The organism is Kallipyga gabonensis (genome assembly GCF_001286805.1).
In the GTDB taxonomy this organism is placed as follows: domain Bacteria; phylum Bacillota; class Clostridia; order Tissierellales; family Peptoniphilaceae; genus Kallipyga; species Kallipyga gabonensis.
On sequence record NZ_CXYV01000001.1, the window covers coordinates 224,723 to 240,351 of the forward strand.

The window sequence follows — 15,629 nt, forward strand, 5'->3', positions numbered from 1 at the left end:
ATCCTTTCTAGGCATAAGAAAAGGCAGCTAGCTTTTTATGCTCTCTGCCTTCATTTCTTTCAGCCGTTTTTTTGTTTTTTCCTGTAGGCCGAAGTTTGACCCGATATCTTCCAGCTTAATCCGCCCATCTAGAACTGCCTTTGCTAGCATTTCAACTACTGCATTCATATCGTGCCTCCTTGGGATTGAGATAACATCAATGCAAATTCAAGATTTTGTGTTTCTACGGCTTGAATCCGGGCATCTCTATTAGCATCTTCCTGTTTCGTTTTCTCAAAGTCTTGAGCATTTAACTCCACCTTATCAAGAGCTAATACTTTCTCAATATATTTTTCTGTCAGCTCTTCTTTGGTCGTTTTTCTATCAAGCAATGCTCTAAGATCAGATGGAGTGACCCTTAAAACTCCATTTACATCTCCGTAGGTCGCAGAGATCACCCGAAAACTTATCGTGGCCCCAATAATAGTAGGCTCTAGTGCCGTTTGATCCGTGGAATAATTGATATACACTTCTCCAAGTTTCATCTGTTTCTCCCTCTAAAGCTTATGTAGCTTATTGATATCTGCCTCGCTTAATGTGGCACTCCCGATCATAATCCCATCGCACTGAATACGGTTATTAAACATACATGGACCATTTGTTTGAACGTTTACGCCATAGGATCCAGGGCCTACCTTAAAGTATCCTCCATTCGCTTCGACATATAGCCCTCCGGCCTGAAAAGCCATATGTTGACCACTTATTGGTTCTGCTGTGATTCTTCCATCAACTAAAAAAGTATTCTTGTATGACCCACTGTCATAGATAAATCGAAAGCGATTTGAACCCGTATCGAAGTTTGTCCCGGACCCGCTCAAGTAGGCCGATCCACTTTCCGGCAGACTGCAGGATCCATTATCAACCCCACGGCCTAATACACCTCGATTAATGTTATTCGCATTAAGATTATCAACATCGATATATTGGGCATTTATTCTGCCAAAGAGAGCAGCCCCAGAAACTTTGAAATCTCCTCGCACTTCCGTTGATCCGGTTAGCGTGATTCTATCTCCGGAGATGGAGATCCCCTCTCTGCTTGCATTGATTGTGGAGATGATATTTCTGCTATCGGCTTTCTTGCTGACTTCATTTTTTAATTCATCAACAACCTTGACCCGAAAACCGTCATTTCTATCATAGCTAAGAGCCCCACCGCCAATGGAGATCGACCCCGTTTTCATATCCCAGTAATTATCGCCATTGACATCCGATAATATCCCGGCTTTGATGAAATCGGCGAGCAAGGTTCCGGACCGTATCAAGTCGGCAGTAAACCCCTCCCCTGTACCAAAGGTCCGGAATATCCACTGACCGTCCGAAGTTTTTTGATCAGAAATAGCGAGACGGCCTGCCCCCATATAGATCACTCTTCCCGGATTCTCATCGATCGGCTTATCAAAGGAGTAATATCCGGCGGGTAGCCCAAAGGGGTTCCCGGCTTTTAATTCGTAGTTATAGCCGTCTGAATTATATAAGTTTGTTTGAAGCTGACTCATTATGGTATTGATGTGAGAGACAGTCTCCTCATGGCTAGCAGCTTCAGCCTCTTGATCGATGACCATTTTCTCTGCCCGGGACAATAGCAGCTTATCACCAAAGTAAATCTCACTTCTTTTCCCGTACAAGAAGCTTCTGCGTAACTCAAAGATTCGGGTTTGATACCGGATTCCAATATCATCACGAATTACCCAAACTTTCTCCCCAAGATTGCGTTTTTCGTTTTCACAAACCTGGGCTTTTAGTTCGAGTTTCGGTCTTGAAACTCTTAAGAGTGCCTCATAGGTCGCTGAAAGAAGTTCTCTGGGGTCTTCGATATCGGGAAAATTAATTAATCCCAGTCTCGGTGTGCCATCTGAAAAGCCGAATACTTTTGTGGCTTCAGGAAGTTCGACATAACCCTTCCCTTTTGGCTTATCAACAGGGTCTCCCTGTTGCTTAGACCACACGACGTCTTTGAAATTGATTTTCCGGCCGAAGCCTTGTACATCTTTTCCTGATTCATCGAGTATCTCCTCCCCTCTCCCTCGTCCACAAAGGGCAGTGTAAAGCTGATCCTCACCACTTTCAGCGATAACCGAAACAAGCTTGTCGCCATACTCGTAGCAGGCACCATTGTCCTCAGCGAATTGTGGAGCAAGATCGATCTCCTGATGAACAATCTTTTTACCAGCGAAACTCATCCGCAACCGGTATTCACAGTTCCAGGCTTTAATGACCTTATTAAAGGCTTCAAGTTTATTGAGGTAGTAAATATTTGTCGTCCCGGTATTTAAGACAGAATTTTTTCCAATTTCCCACCCGGTCCCCTCGAGGATTTTTCCAAGTGGAACAACAATCGGCTTATCTTTCGGACGTATGTCTTCGATATATCCACGCTTCGATAAGTCGTCATAAAACTTATGAATCCCGTTGAGCCGTATCAATCGGCCCGATTTTTTTCGCCCTTGAACTTTATACATCCAGAATAAGTCCGGCTCATCAATGTCTGCCATACCAAAGTATGCGCACTCATCAAGCTCCGGTTGGTATTTTACTTCGATAGAATGGGTGATGAGGCTTCCCATCGTTTGCCAAGATTCTGTTGTTTCGTTTTCGGAAAGAATGCCATTTGCTAGCACATGCTCTTTATTATCGAAAAGATAAACTTCCATTAAAGCATCCTTTCCCGATAAATGATTTCTAATGTACCGCTGGAGATCGTGACAATATCGTTCGTATGGAGATCGAACCCACTTAGGGTTGTGACAGCGAAGTCAACCATGTCCGCTGCGTTTACATTGTTTTTCGTGATTTTTGTTCCTTCGATTTCGATATGATCGCCTGCTTTCATGGGGCCAAGGAGTGCAATTCTTTTTCCGGTATTTAAGTTATTTATGGTAAATTCTGAACCGTCTTCAGGGAATACCACCAATTTATCCGGCTTAATGGGCGTTCTAAGCGTGGGGATTCGAATCTTTCCAGCAGGACCAAGTGTAATGCTCGGCCCGTATTTATAGGGTGACGGGCATAAAAAGGAAAGACTTCCCTCAACAGAAAGCCGACCTGGGGCGGGCAGGCTAAATTCCTTCAATATTCCTTGAAAAGCCCAGCCCGGCTCATCAGAAAATTCGATACTTGCAGGCGTTCGGTACTGAGAAAAAACTTGTGCTAATTCATTAAACGCTTGACGGTATAACTCCGCTGTCTTAGCACGCAAAAGATAATGAACAGTGATCCTCCTGGATGGGAGGCGGTAGTCCAAAAATAAACCACCATCCCTTCCATCGATATCATCGTTTATGAATAAATTCGCTGAGTAACCATCTCTCCCTTCCACTCCGGTGGTAATAACCTCTGCTGCAGAAGTGAACTGAGAAAGCTTTCTACCGTCAAAGATGAGTTCTTCAGCCTTTCCTTTTTGAATATCTTTTGTAAAAAGCATGGCAACTCCTTAAATTCCCTGACCAAGGTAGCGAACATGGGCTTCTGTCCGTCCATCCTGAGCTTCCGTAATATCGTCAACCAAAATTTCCCAAGCATGAGTGCCCATCTGTGCAATGAGCTGAAAGGGACGAGGCGCATCTCGATGCTCCATTGATCTGGAATTGAACTGTTGGTATTCCGATAAACCGGAATTAAACATTTGAGCAACATTTACTGTCGGGACATCCGCACCGGAAACCGTATCGGCCACAGTAGACATGGCTTTTTCCACCGATTTCGCATTATTGAGTATGCCCATAGCCATACCTTCCGGCACATATCGGCCAACCTGCTTTTCCATTACTGCTGAAGGACTATGGATCTGAAGTCTCCTTCGAGCGGCGGTAATAGCCGATGCCGCTACGCTAACGGCGGCACGAATGACCGCTGAACGGCCTGAGTATATTCCCGATGCTAATCCGGATGAGAGATTATAGCCCGCTGATGAGAAGGCACCACGATAGCTATTCGCTGAAGATACTGCAGAAGAAAGTCCGGACCGAATCTTCTGGATGATCTGCTGGGATCCCTGAGATGTTTTTTGAACCATCCCCGAAAACCCTTGAGTCACCGCTTGATTCAGCCCTGCTATTCCTTGGGTAGCCTGCGACTTTATGGCCGTCATCGTCTGAGTGACTGTCGTCCTCATCATGGTAAAGCTTTTTGTCGTGCTTACCCCTATCGCATTAAAGCCCTGTTGGAAAGCTTGAGACAAGCCTGAAAGTGCAGATCTTGTTATACTCGACACCTTGCTCATTGCCGACTTAATTTGATTTGCCACTGTTGACATCTGGCTAGTCACTTTATCAGCAATTGAAGTAAATCCACTATTGAAAGAAGATGCGAGCTGATCCAAGTTCTTTTTTGCACTAGAAAGAATGGTTCCCATGTTACTGTCAACATTTTTCTGCATGCTGGACATCACACTTGAAACGTCCTTGTTCATGGATTCAAAAGACCCGGATACCCCGGCATTTATTTGATCAGAGTTCCCCAGAGCACTTGATTTGGAAGCATCCATTGACTTTGAAACACTCGACTGCACAGATTGCCAAGCGTTATCTGCAGAGCTGTCGACTTGTCCAAAGGATTGAGAAATACTTTGGGCCATCTCCCCTGCCTGGCCTTGAGCGGTACTAGAAGCAGTCCCCATGCTGGAAATGACCGTCCCCCGCATCTTCTCCCAGTCTGCCTGTGTCCAGTTACTTAAGTTGTCCCAGTTCAAGTTCACGCTAGACGCCAGCTCGCTTGCCTGTGCTTCTGTCGTAATTCCCATGGACTGCATGGTTGCAAATACCGAGTTCGCCATGATCTTGGTTTGCTCCGGAACAGTTAATGCGAGCATTTGGAAGTTCAGTGTCATTCCTTGCGCCATCTGGCCAACCGCTCCACTGGCGGAGGTGGCCATGGTCTGCATCTGTTCTTGAACACTGGTATTCATTGTCTGAGACTGACCAATGACACTGGTGGCCATTTCCGACATTGAAGAAGTTGTGCCTTGAGACATCACGTCTATTGACGTTGTCATCTCGTTTGTTGTCTGTTGGGTTTGGTCTTTGGCACCGGTTAAATCTCCGATAAAGCCCGATATCCCATCGGTAACGCCTCCGAAGAAGCCACCAACCTTATCGATCGCACCACCGACAACGTTAGTAATTCCTCCAACAACATCACCAATTCCTTTGCCAAGGTTTCCAAGGGCATCCAACAACCACTTAATAGGCTCGAGAAGAAGATTGATGGCATCCCCTAAAAATTGAAACGCCGGGGTTAGTGCCCCGCCGACAATTTCCACTATCGGGGAAATGAGATTGACTACGGGCGTTAAGAGATCGATTAGACCGCTGAAAACATCAATAACCGTGGATATAATGCCGCCCACAACATCAAAGGCCATAGATAAAACATTACCTGCGATATTCGCTAAAACAGTAAGGGCCGGTGTAATCGCCCCAACAACGGTGTCCCATAAGTTTTTTAGAGCGGATAAAAAAGGACCAACTGCTTTTCCAAGTCGATCGAGAGCTTGACCAATGACTTCTTTTGCCCGATTAAAGGCTTCCCCAACTTGGTTCATGGCGTTTGTTACCGTGTCTCGGAAGGTCTCAGAATTGTTCCAAGCCGTCTTGAATACAGCAATAAGTCCCCCGATTACTGCAATGGCAATGCCAACTGGTACGACAAAACCGGAGATACTCGTGAGTAATCCGCTAATTCCCCCTGAGGCTAGGCCGGAAGCGCCGGACATTTCCCCTAAACTTGAGATAAATGTACTAAAGGATTTCTTCGCTCCAATGAGTTTCCCAATGAGACCGCCCGTAGTTTGAATGAATTTTCCGGTAATAAATACAGCCGGACCTACCGCTGCAGCGATCCCCGCCCACTTTACAATCTGTTCCTGTTGCTCAGGGGAAAGTTGATTGAATGCATTGACGAGCCCGGTGATTTTTTCCAGAAAATCGGTGAACGCTCCTTTTGCAGCATCCGTTATGTTGATCTTTGCCGTTTCAACAGCACCGTCAAGCTCTTCTAATGCTCCCGGAAGACCGCTGTTAATTTGATCGGCCATAGTTTGAGCCGCTCCGGTGGAGTTTTCTAATCCTTCTGTCAGATCAGAGAGTGCACCAGGTGCAGAATTGATGAGTGCGAGCATTCCGGACATCGCATTTTGTCCGAAAATTGTTGCCACGGCATTCATTTTCTCCTCTTCGGTTAGGCCGGAGAAAGATTTCTTCATTTCGGGTAAGAGTTGTCCAATGGGTTTCATCTTCCCGCTGCTGTCAAAAGCATTAATGCCAAGCTGATAAAGCATTGTTGCTGCGTCTTTGGAAGGCTTAGCAAGCCTTATCAATGCACCTCTTAAGGACGTGCCTGCCTGGGAACCTTTAATCCCGGAGTTAGACATAATACCAATGGCCGCTGCGGTCTCTTCAAGAGAAAGGCCCATGGAGCTAGCAACAGGACCAGCGTATTTCATAGCTTCCGCCAGGTCTCTTGTTTCAGAGTTTGTATCCGCGGCTGTTTTTGCATACACGTCCGCTACATGCCCTGTTTCACTAACGTCCAGGTTAAATTGCCGAACCGCTGATGCGGCGGCTTCAGCAGCAAGGCCCATATCTTTTCCGGATACTGCGGCAAGATCGATAAGGCCCGGCGCTGCCTTCATAATCTCATTCGTATTAAAACCGGCACTCGCAAGTTCCTCCTGTGCTTGGGCCACCTCTTTCGCACTAAAAATCGAGCTGGCACCTAAGTCCAAGGCCTGCTTCCGTAAGTTATCAAAGTCTTTTCCGGTGGCTCCGGCTATGGCACCAACTCGGTTCATTTGGGCATCAAACTCCGCACCCGTTTTGGCCGCACTAGCTCCGACAGCAGCTATTGGGGCTGTCACACCAAGTGAAAGTGCAGTTCCTACATTAGCGATCCCGGCACCAGCCCCTTTGAACATGGTCGCAACGCCAAGCCCGGACAATTTTGACTCCGCCTTCATTTCGCCTAGCGAAGTCATCACCTGACCGAAACCGGCTTTGAGATTTGATATGTCCGCAGAAAATATTGCTTTAAGATTAAAATCCATACTTATACCTCACGATTGGCCTTGGCTACGAGTTTCAGTCCCGCAGTATCAATAGCACTTATTTTCCTTGCTGTATCCCCTTGGACCTTCTTCATTTCTTTTTCGTAATTGAAAAAATCGTTAAAAGCCTTGAAAATAGGCTTTCCTTTCTTGTCCGTTCCCTGGGCGATAGAACTCTGCCAAGCGGTATAGCTGGCGATGAACATGTCATCTACCCGATGGAGCTGATAAGCACGGACCAACACTTCTAGATCAGCTAGTGTTGTTTGTTGGATCTCTTCCATGCTCATCGATGGATACATTCGCTTTACTTCAGTAAGTGCATCAAAATAGGTTATTAGGCGTTTTTGCCCGCCTTCTCCACGGATACTCTCACTTTTTTCGCCAGGCTCTTGGTAAGAGGTTGACTCTCGTAGAGCCTGAGCAAGTCCTGAAAAAGCTGATCCATCTGCCCTTTCTCCGCAAGATCTGCGATGTAAGACTCCAAATCCTCATCGCTCGGTTTTTGCTTCTCTGTAATCAGTCCTGCTTTTATCGTTTCAAAAATTGCAGCCGGATTTTCATCCATCAAAGCAATGACGGATGAGCGAATGCCTTGCCCAAACTCCATGCCATTTAGCTGAACGAAATGAAGCTTATCCAGGTAATGGATGGCTTGGAATCCAAATTTCAGTTCGTACTTCTTGTTTTTGATTGTGATCTCCATCACTTCCTCCTTTTTTTACTGGCAAAAGACAAGGGAGGGTTTCCCCTCCCCTATCGGTTCATTTCAGTTATTGGGCGACCTTCTCTGTTCCTCTGAACTGGTATTGGACAGCTTCAGTTTGAGATAAAGTAAGGGCGACCTCTCCCTTCTGGGCTTGCATTTCTGTGGCAAAGGTACCTTCCACTTCCATATTGTCTTCGGCATTTGCGGTATAACTGAGCTCAGATAAGTATCCACGACGATATTTCGCAGGATATTTTCCAGCCTGTGATTCTCCGTTCATGTCGACTTCCCAAAGTTCCAGTTCTTCCCCCTCATCAATGGCCGTATTCAGATAATCCAGAACCGGGTCATCCATTGCACAGAGCGAGGTGAAAGGGACTTCCTCTTCCAAGGCTCCGACATTTCGAATGGTTCCGGTTTTCGTCACTACGCTGTCACTATCTCTAGACTTTTCAACGGAGTGCTCCGTCTGGAACATCATCAATCCTCCGTCTTTCTCTTTCGCCTCTTTTAAGAGCCGCCATAACAAAACAATCTTTTTTCCTTTTTTTGCTTGTTCCATTTCTACCTCCTAGTAGTTCACGGTAAATTCTAAAATCCCGTGCATGAGTGGCGTTCCAGTAGATGTGTCCCAGACCATCTGCATACGGTAATCAGAGCAGTCAATATGAAAAGACTTTGTCTGAGTAAGCTCCATAGCTTCTCTGACAAAGTCTTCCATTGCTGTGCTCATCTCTCCCCTTTGATAGGGATTATTGTTATAAAAATGAACCGTCTGATTGACCCGCCCCATCCGGCCGGTCTTGACCGCTTTCATCCCCCCATATTCTTCGCCGATGAAGAGGAAGGGATAAGCAGTGTCTTTCCCAGGCAAATGATCGTAGGTTTTCCACCCATTTATCCTGGTTCCGATTTTCCTAAACGCTGTAAAGATTTCCTGTTCGGGGGATACCATAGGCCCCTCCTACTTCACATACTTCTTCATATCCTTCATAAAAATCTCTTTTTGTTGTTCATAACTTGGACGAACGTAGGGTTGTGCATCCATAAAGCGGGTCCCGTATTCCACATATCCCGCATAATTCGCCGTTGGTTCCACAGTCGATGTCATCCCGTTATCTTCAACGGCAAGCAATATTGAACGCTTAAGGTTGCCAGTATCGACGGGGACGATTCGCATTTCCTTCTGCTGGAGCTCCGCCCCGTTTTTCTTGACGACTTTGACCATTTCAGGAGCAGCAATATGCTGGAGACTTTTAATCGATGACATGGCCTCTGCAATCCCTTTAATCTTGAAGTGTGCCATTACTGCATCCTCCTCACCTGAAAGATTGTGTCATGCCTTGCCTCTTGTCTTAGCTCCACCTGGTACCTATCGCCTTCATCATCCTCAATGTAGTCACAGGCAGTATGGACACTTCCGGGAAGTGCAATCGTCTTCGCGCCGCTTACTACTTTCCCAAAAAGAAGATTCATCATCTCCTCGCCCATATCGGAGATGAGACAAGCCGTCCATTCTCTCTGCGGTTCCGCATCATCGTAGTTTCCAGTTTCTTCGTTGTATACCGGTCCGAAGGGATTCCTAACAAAACAGATTTTCTTATCGTACCTCATAAAAACCGAATCCTCCCTCTCTTCCCACCATCAAGTTCCTGCGCTTCTGCCCATTTCATCAAGTCACCTTCAAAGCCGGCTAGGTCGTCTCCCGTGTACTCGGCCTTATGCCCGCTAATACTCTCGGACTTCAGCCCCTCAGAACCCACACGATTGAAGCGGCGAACAATCAGCTCAACCAAAATATACTCTAGCTCTTCAGGCATTCTTTCAACGGGCTTTTCTATTAGTGCTGCTAGCCTTCCAAGTAACCGTGCTTCCATGAGACCGGCTACCGACTGGAGGAGCTTGACCTGCCCCTCCGTCGGTGTACTGTCTACAAAGATTAGTGCTTGAGCCCTATCTACCGCTTCCATCTATCGCCTCCTTATGCAGCAGGGGTTGCCGTCGGAGCCTTGATAGTCACAACAACCACCCCATCCAGTCGTTCTGCATAAAGGGCTGTTCCAGAAAGAGCAATGGTCTCGGCAGTTAAGCGCTGCTTGTTGATGTCCTTAGTTACACCAATAACCCCGGTTTGATCGGTCACGAAGTCAAAGGCCTTTCCAATTTCTCCACCGGAAACGACGGCATAAGCAAAGACCAGGTTGTCCGCAGCGGTTGCATAGAGCTTTCCTTTCGTGATAGCGGAAGAAAGAACGACCACATCAGCACCAAGGAAATTCTCCACATAGTTCAGGCCAAATGCGTTTTGGATGGTGATTTGCGCCTTTGCCAGATAATCTGCCACATCAAGAGGATTTGCAAAGATAACCGTGCGCACAGCATCATCTTCAAAAGCGACCTGGACCTGACCCCAGCCTTGAGCAATAGCGCCCTGGAGGCCCTCTCCTGTTGCTTTCCCGGTGCCTTTTGCCAAATATCCGAAAAGGCCCTTTCTCACTTCTTTTTGAAGTTCTCTCAGAAGCTTCTGATCGGTCACATTAATTGCCTGTTCAAAGCCGTACTTCTGGATATCTTCCACGGCTACCGCTTTACGCTTCTTATCCCAGGTAAGCTCGATGGGATCGCCTTCTTCCACTTTTACCTGCGACAGCGGAATGATGTCGCCTTTCGGTACTTTCGTACCATCCAAAGTCACTGAGGACTTATAGGTTTTGATGGTGGATCCGGCACTCAAGGGCACCTTTCTTTGTACGCCCAACATATCAAAAAGACTTTTCAGTTGTTTCCCGAACATCTCTACAAAATCAATGGACTGCGCCTTGACGAAAGTTTCTGTTAAATTGACTTCTGCTGCCATAATATTCCCTCCGATTATGAATTAAAAAGATCCAAGTGCTCTGCGATTGCTCGCTGCCGCTCTCCGATGTCCTTGATGCCAAGAATCTCATTTCGAGTCATCCCCTTGGGAGACATCCGGTTTGGAGTCTTCCCTTTGAGTTTCTCGTTGATACCGGCTTCTACAGCCTTCTGGTACATTTTGCAGAAGGATTCCACATTTTTCTGGGTGGTCTCGGCCTTATCCGTGATAAGAGTTTGAACCAATGCATCTTCGACATGAACTCCTCTCTCACTAAGCATTCCCCTTGCTGTCTTTGCCATCTGGCTTAAAGTATTTGCTTTTCGTAGTTCAGCAAGTTCGTCTTTGAGCTTCTGATTTTCATGCTCCATTCGTTCCTGGGCATTCATCTTCGCCAGCTTTTCCGCTTCTTCCCTATCTGCTTTGGCCTTCTCTTCTGCCTTTGATACAGCACGTTTCACCCTTTCCTGGACGATAGCGTTGACTTCTTCTTGTGTGAAAGTCTTCTCCGCTCTCTTCTCGTCTTTAGGGCTTTTACCATTCGACTGAGAATCGTCTTGAGTGGGGTCGATCTCCTGTTCCAGCATTTCCTTTGAATTCTTGTCATCTGCCATTTTTACTCCTCCATTTTTACGCCTGTCGGCTTATTTCCGTAGTGTTTACCGTCTTCCACGTCTAGACATCACCGTAGCTTTTAATGCCTTCCACGGCTGGGCAATAAAAAAGCAGTGGGCACAATGCCTACTGCTTTGGTTTATATGGTTTTCTTGAATTAGATTAAAGGATTTCTATCGATTCAATCTCAGATTGATTTAACAAAATGTTCCCTATTTCTAACATATTTTCCTCATCATCTTCTTCTTTTCTATAAAAGTTTGTACACTTTACATGCTTCAAATCTTTCTCCGGAAAGAAGGAAATATTGATTGTTTTACCGTCCGCCTGCCTCATGAGTTTCTCACTAATCATTTTTCGCCCCCTCCTTTCTAGGAACAATATGAACCCACTTCTTATCTTTATATTCTATGCTAAAGCGATGAGTTAAATTGCCTTCAACCTCTCCCAAAAATCTCTTATCCGTAATAAACTCTTTTTTAGTCCATAATCCTCTTCCATTACGTCTAAGTTCTCCTGACCCCGCTCTATCATAAATCAATTCCTGTGTCTGCTTCTCTGGAATGTTGATTTTGCTCTTCTCTGAATTATACCTCTTACTGCCATAATTATGTTCTTCAAACTTTTCGTGATTCAAAATCTTGTCATGGTCATCTATCCAGGATCTTATTGATTCATCAGATTGATCTTCAATCGGTTCATTTTCATTATACCCCTTATCCACCGCAGCAGCTATGCTACAGCGGCAAAAAGGATGTAAGGGTGGCAAGTTCCCGCCAATGGCACTTTTTTCGGTATCAAAGATCCGGCCATCCATCGCTTCACATATCGGGCATGTCCTGTGGTCGATCTCCGCAATCCATTCGTACTTGCTATATCCTCCCCTACGAAAGGAATCCATCTGGACTTCCGTCATCACTCTCGCGGACTCTGTAATCGCCAGTCGATGGGCCTTGAAAAGTGCCCCTCCGCCTTTTACTCCCGTTTCTTTATCGACTAGATCAGCTAAGCGATTTGCCCACTGATAAGGATGTTCTCCCAAAAGTAGGGATCGTTCCAGGCCAACCTGCAAGCGACTTACCAGTTCTTCCTTGTTTGCCCATATCCGTGATGAGAATGGAGCTCCCTGAAAGTTGCCTAGGATAATTTTATCGACGTTCCGAAGGAGTGCTTTTCGAGTCGGTTCACTCAATCCCAGAATTCCGGCTTGTCGTTCAATCTCCTTTATTGAGTCCTGTGATAATCGGGTAGCGAGTAGTTGGTATTCTTCATCGTATAGTTTAAGTCCGTGAAGCTCAATCTCCCGTTTCATCAGTTCAATCCGGCTAGTACGCATCTTCAGGTTATACAGCCTGAGTTCTGCATTCGCCTTATCACTAAAGTCTCTGGTCTCCACATACCGCTTTGCTTTTTCTGCGAAGGTCTTTACGTCCATCTTGCTGGCCTTCTCATAAGCAGCGTTAATATCCAAGCCCTCCTTACCGGCATAGCGAAGGTATTGATTCTTGATATCCGCCTGAAGGCTTATGCTAACTCTCTTGTAGAGCTCCTTTAATTTGCTTAAGTATAGCCCATCGGCGATGATCGAATCTCTTATAAACGCCAGTTCACGCTTCCTGGTGTAGCTTACTTCTTTATCGATCGCCTGATTATATCTCTTCGTTAGCAGCGTCTTCTTCACTCTCTGCCTCCTGATGGTTGTGAAGCTCTACCATCGGCTCTAGCCGGTTCTCTTCCTCAATGCGTGCCAGCTCTTGCTTGACGTCCCCAACAACAGAAAGATTTTCTAAAATGGTTTCATCTGATGTGATCCCTTGAAGACTGCGTGCCGTCTCTGCTTCCTCTTTGATGTTTGCCGGTAGATTTCGAGTAAACTTATAGTCTATTCCTACGAGGTCATTTTGACTGATCGTAGAATTCGGAAGATTCGCTATCAAGCGGTAGCGTTCGTTAAAGCCCCGGGCAAATTTACGCTCTTTTGTCTTGGCAAGATTGCTCATGCTTTGGAGCTTATATTGGAGTGCAATGCCCGATGCCGTGCCGAATTTGTCGTCATTAATATTCGGCACCATAGAAAGATTGAAGATAAGTTTTTCAATGCGTTCCAGCAAATGCTCCTGTGTGGCATCCGCATTGGGCTTTTCCATGAAATCAACAACCAACTGACCATCGCCACCGGTCTTCTCCAGATTGATAATCCGGTAATCTCGTATTTCCGAAAGAATCTCGGTGTCTAACTTTGCGCCTAAAATTTTCATATAGGCATCCGCAAAGTAGTCAACGTCATTCGCCTTTTCGCTAATTGCCTTATTGTAGGCATTAATGAGGTATTCAACCCACTCAAAAGCCCCGATACGTTCTTCATTTTCCACGTATTCAATGATAGGCACCGCACCGAAGTAGTGGGGCTTCTCCTCTGTATAAATCAGCTCTCCGGCTCTTTCCTCAAAATATTTGATGGAGGTATTATCTGATATGGTCCCGATCATCTTTCCATCCGCGGCATCGGTATAACGGATGCCGTAGAGTGGGGTCTCCCTTATGCTTGTCGATCTAACCAGGATGCATTCCGATGGGGCGATCTGGGTGATACCAACCTGGGCATTCTCGTCCATGTAAAGCAGTTCAAAGGCATGACCGTAGATATCACACTTTTTAGAAAGATCCGAATTGAGGTCATCGAGATCGTTATATTTCTCTAAAAGCTGGATGTAATCTGAGACTTTTTCCTTGCCTGAAACAGTCTTTACCGGGATCCCCATAAAATAGCCGTTAAAAGTATCGACAATATATCGTGCAAAGTTGGCAACAATTCGGTTGTCCGGCTTTGTCGCAGGCTTGGGGTCTTGATACAAGATATCTTGATCACCTACATACAACCGCTTAAGTTCTTTATATCTTCCAACAAGAGAGCGATGCTTTGAAATAAATCCCAAAAGTTTCTCTTGGGTCATCTCCTCTTCCGGATCCATATAAAATGCCTTTTCTTTATACATGGCTTGTCCTCCTAAAGGGAATGTCGGATGAGATGGACACTCACTCCAATTTCCTTTCGCCATCCTTCAACGCCGTATCTCAAAGCGGCCATGGCATCATCAAAAAAAGCGACCGGCTCATCCAAGTACTCGCCCGACGCTTGATCTCTTTTCCATTTCCATTGGGATATTTCTTTGATGGTGTTGGTGCAGGATGGATCAATATAAATCCTCCGCTGCTTCAGCCAGTCAACCTGCACAGCTTGATACTTTTTCCCTCTGATCGTCTCCTTGGAGACGGGGCGGGCCATATAACCGGCTCTCCCCCACATCTGAATCCGATCAGGCTCTGCTGAATCACACCACATGGTTCTTGTTTTAGGAAACTTATCCTCCGCTAAGCTGATAAGCTCCTGGGTGTCCTTCCCGAACTCATAGAGTTCTTTAATGACATATAGGTCTTCATCCTTTATTCCAATAAGCAGTATTGCATTGGCATGGTTATATCCAAAGTCCTGTCCTATAGCCACATCATCATAATCGGCAAGATTCCTACTACACTCGCAAGCTTCCCAGTTTTTGAGGATTAGCCCCCCAACTTCTCCCCATTCACCTACAATTTCGTTACGAACAAGCCGCTTCCGCTTGCTCTCTGTATGTTTCCATACAGTTCAGACTATATCTTGACTTCATAAGAAGCCCCTGCTGTTTCAGATTCGCTTGAATCTTACTCTACTCACTTCCACGAAAAAAGCACCGCTTTTCAGCAGTGCTTTTAGTGTGCTTTCGATAGTCGTTACACTCAAACAATGTATTCCCAACGGAAACCACATGAAGAAGCAGATCGGCCTTTTAGGCAAGCCCGTATTGCATTGGCGTTACCTTTCAGTTCTCTTGCCGCTTCTTCTATGCTTTGATACTCAACAACAGCCCCCGTCTTTTTGTTTATACCTCTGATTGGCTTGCAACCTTTAGGCTTTGAAAGTCCTGTTTTGTATGCATGCTTTGAATTTTCACTGCAAGTACACCATTCAAGATTTTCAACGCTGTTATTCATCCTGTCCCCATCTTTGTGATTAACCTGCGGTTTTCCATCAGGGTTCGGAATGAATGTTTCAGCAACAAGCCTGTGTATCATCTTCACCTGTCTTTTGTTATTCTTCCACAGTTCAACATGATACATAGGTTTAGGATGCCGCTTTGTGATTTTTGAAGAATGCAATGTCAGTATCTTTTCATTGAATGTCCTGTCCCGATCATTATAAGATTTAACCGTCCGCTTCAATGACTTTACTTTGCCTGTGTTCGATACTTCATACAATCCTTCATAGCCTTCAACTGGTTTCCATATTTCCTTCATATTGTCACCCCTTATTATATTTCCATATAATTTAT

The 15,629-nt window shown here is 45.7% G+C and carries 19 protein-coding genes; all 19 read right to left on the reverse strand.

What is annotated here, in order from left to right:
• Window positions 1–27: 27 nt before the first annotated feature.
• The 19 genes from BN2373_RS07790 to BN2373_RS01155 all read right to left on the reverse strand — a co-directional run bounded on the left by BN2373_RS07790 (window position 28) and on the right by BN2373_RS01155 (window position 15,594).
• Window positions 28–168 (reverse strand): hypothetical protein, encoded by a 141-nt coding sequence (locus BN2373_RS07790; RefSeq protein ID WP_156296228.1) that lies wholly within the window; start codon window positions 166–168, stop codon window positions 28–30.
• Window positions 165–524 carry a hypothetical protein gene (locus tag BN2373_RS01070; protein ID WP_053942341.1) on the reverse strand — a complete coding sequence of 120 codons (360 nt, stop codon included), beginning with the start codon at window positions 522–524 and terminating at the stop codon, window positions 165–167. Before BN2373_RS01070 ends, BN2373_RS07790 begins: the two co-directional genes overlap by 4 nt.
• 12 nt (window positions 525–536) lie before the next feature.
• Window positions 537–2,690: a phage tail spike protein gene (locus BN2373_RS01075; RefSeq protein WP_053942342.1), complete on the reverse strand. Its 2,154-nt coding sequence runs from the start codon at window positions 2,688–2,690 to the stop codon at window positions 537–539.
• A complete protein-coding gene (locus tag BN2373_RS01080; RefSeq protein ID WP_053942343.1) occupies window positions 2,690–3,460 on the reverse strand; it encodes a distal tail protein Dit in 771 nt (256 codons plus the stop codon). Before BN2373_RS01080 ends, BN2373_RS01075 begins: the two co-directional genes overlap by 1 nt.
• Before the next feature lie 9 nt (window positions 3,461–3,469).
• Window positions 3,470–7,078: a phage tail tape measure protein gene (locus tag BN2373_RS01085; RefSeq protein ID WP_053942344.1), complete on the reverse strand. Its 3,609-nt coding sequence runs from the start codon at window positions 7,076–7,078 to the stop codon at window positions 3,470–3,472.
• 2 nt (window positions 7,079–7,080) lie between these two features.
• The gene (locus BN2373_RS01090) at window positions 7,081–7,380 is read right to left on the reverse strand and encodes a hypothetical protein (protein WP_053942345.1); all 300 of its coding nucleotides are present in this window, start codon (window positions 7,378–7,380) and stop codon (window positions 7,081–7,083) included.
• A 35-nt stretch (window positions 7,381–7,415) separates the two neighbouring features.
• A complete protein-coding gene (locus BN2373_RS01095) occupies window positions 7,416–7,784 on the reverse strand; it encodes a tail assembly chaperone (RefSeq protein WP_053942346.1) in 369 nt (122 codons plus the stop codon).
• A gap of 67 nt (window positions 7,785–7,851) precedes the next feature.
• Window positions 7,852–8,349 (reverse strand): phage major tail protein, TP901-1 family, encoded by a 498-nt coding sequence (locus tag BN2373_RS01100; protein WP_053942347.1) that lies wholly within the window; start codon window positions 8,347–8,349, stop codon window positions 7,852–7,854.
• Between the two features lie 9 nt (window positions 8,350–8,358).
• Window positions 8,359–8,742, reverse strand: coding sequence for a hypothetical protein (locus tag BN2373_RS01105; RefSeq protein WP_053942348.1), 384 nt, complete (start codon window positions 8,740–8,742; stop codon window positions 8,359–8,361).
• A 9-nt stretch (window positions 8,743–8,751) separates the two neighbouring features.
• Complete coding sequence (locus BN2373_RS01110) at window positions 8,752–9,093, reverse strand: HK97-gp10 family putative phage morphogenesis protein (RefSeq protein ID WP_074017927.1); 342 nt, start codon at window positions 9,091–9,093, stop codon at window positions 8,752–8,754.
• Complete coding sequence (locus BN2373_RS01115) at window positions 9,093–9,401, reverse strand: hypothetical protein (RefSeq protein ID WP_053942349.1); 309 nt, start codon at window positions 9,399–9,401, stop codon at window positions 9,093–9,095. The genes BN2373_RS01110 and BN2373_RS01115 overlap by 1 nt, the downstream gene beginning before the upstream one ends.
• Window positions 9,398–9,757 (reverse strand): phage head-tail connector protein, encoded by a 360-nt coding sequence (locus BN2373_RS01120; protein WP_053942350.1) that lies wholly within the window; start codon window positions 9,755–9,757, stop codon window positions 9,398–9,400. The genes BN2373_RS01115 and BN2373_RS01120 overlap by 4 nt, the downstream gene beginning before the upstream one ends.
• An 11-nt stretch (window positions 9,758–9,768) precedes the next feature.
• A complete protein-coding gene (locus tag BN2373_RS01125) occupies window positions 9,769–10,644 on the reverse strand; it encodes a hypothetical protein (protein WP_053942351.1) in 876 nt (291 codons plus the stop codon).
• 14 nt (window positions 10,645–10,658) lie between these two features.
• The gene (locus tag BN2373_RS01130) at window positions 10,659–11,258 is read right to left on the reverse strand and encodes a DUF4355 domain-containing protein (RefSeq protein WP_053942352.1); all 600 of its coding nucleotides are present in this window, start codon (window positions 11,256–11,258) and stop codon (window positions 10,659–10,661) included.
• 163 nt (window positions 11,259–11,421) lie between these two features.
• Window positions 11,422–11,613, reverse strand: a complete 192-nt coding sequence (locus BN2373_RS01135; protein ID WP_053942353.1) for a hypothetical protein — start codon at window positions 11,611–11,613, stop codon at window positions 11,422–11,424.
• On the reverse strand, window positions 11,606–12,940 hold the full coding sequence (locus tag BN2373_RS01140; protein WP_053942354.1) for a minor capsid protein: 1,335 nt from the start codon (window positions 12,938–12,940) through the stop codon (window positions 11,606–11,608). Before BN2373_RS01140 ends, BN2373_RS01135 begins: the two co-directional genes overlap by 8 nt.
• The gene (locus tag BN2373_RS01145) at window positions 12,909–14,255 is read right to left on the reverse strand and encodes a phage portal protein (protein WP_053942355.1); all 1,347 of its coding nucleotides are present in this window, start codon (window positions 14,253–14,255) and stop codon (window positions 12,909–12,911) included. The genes BN2373_RS01140 and BN2373_RS01145 overlap by 32 nt, the downstream gene beginning before the upstream one ends.
• Before the next feature lie 11 nt (window positions 14,256–14,266).
• A complete protein-coding gene (locus BN2373_RS01150; protein WP_053942356.1) occupies window positions 14,267–14,764 on the reverse strand; it encodes a terminase large subunit in 498 nt (165 codons plus the stop codon).
• Window positions 14,765–15,036: 272 nt separating this feature from the next.
• Window positions 15,037–15,594, reverse strand: a complete 558-nt coding sequence (locus BN2373_RS01155) for an NUMOD4 domain-containing protein (protein ID WP_053942357.1) — start codon at window positions 15,592–15,594, stop codon at window positions 15,037–15,039.
• Window positions 15,595–15,629 lie beyond the last annotated feature (35 nt).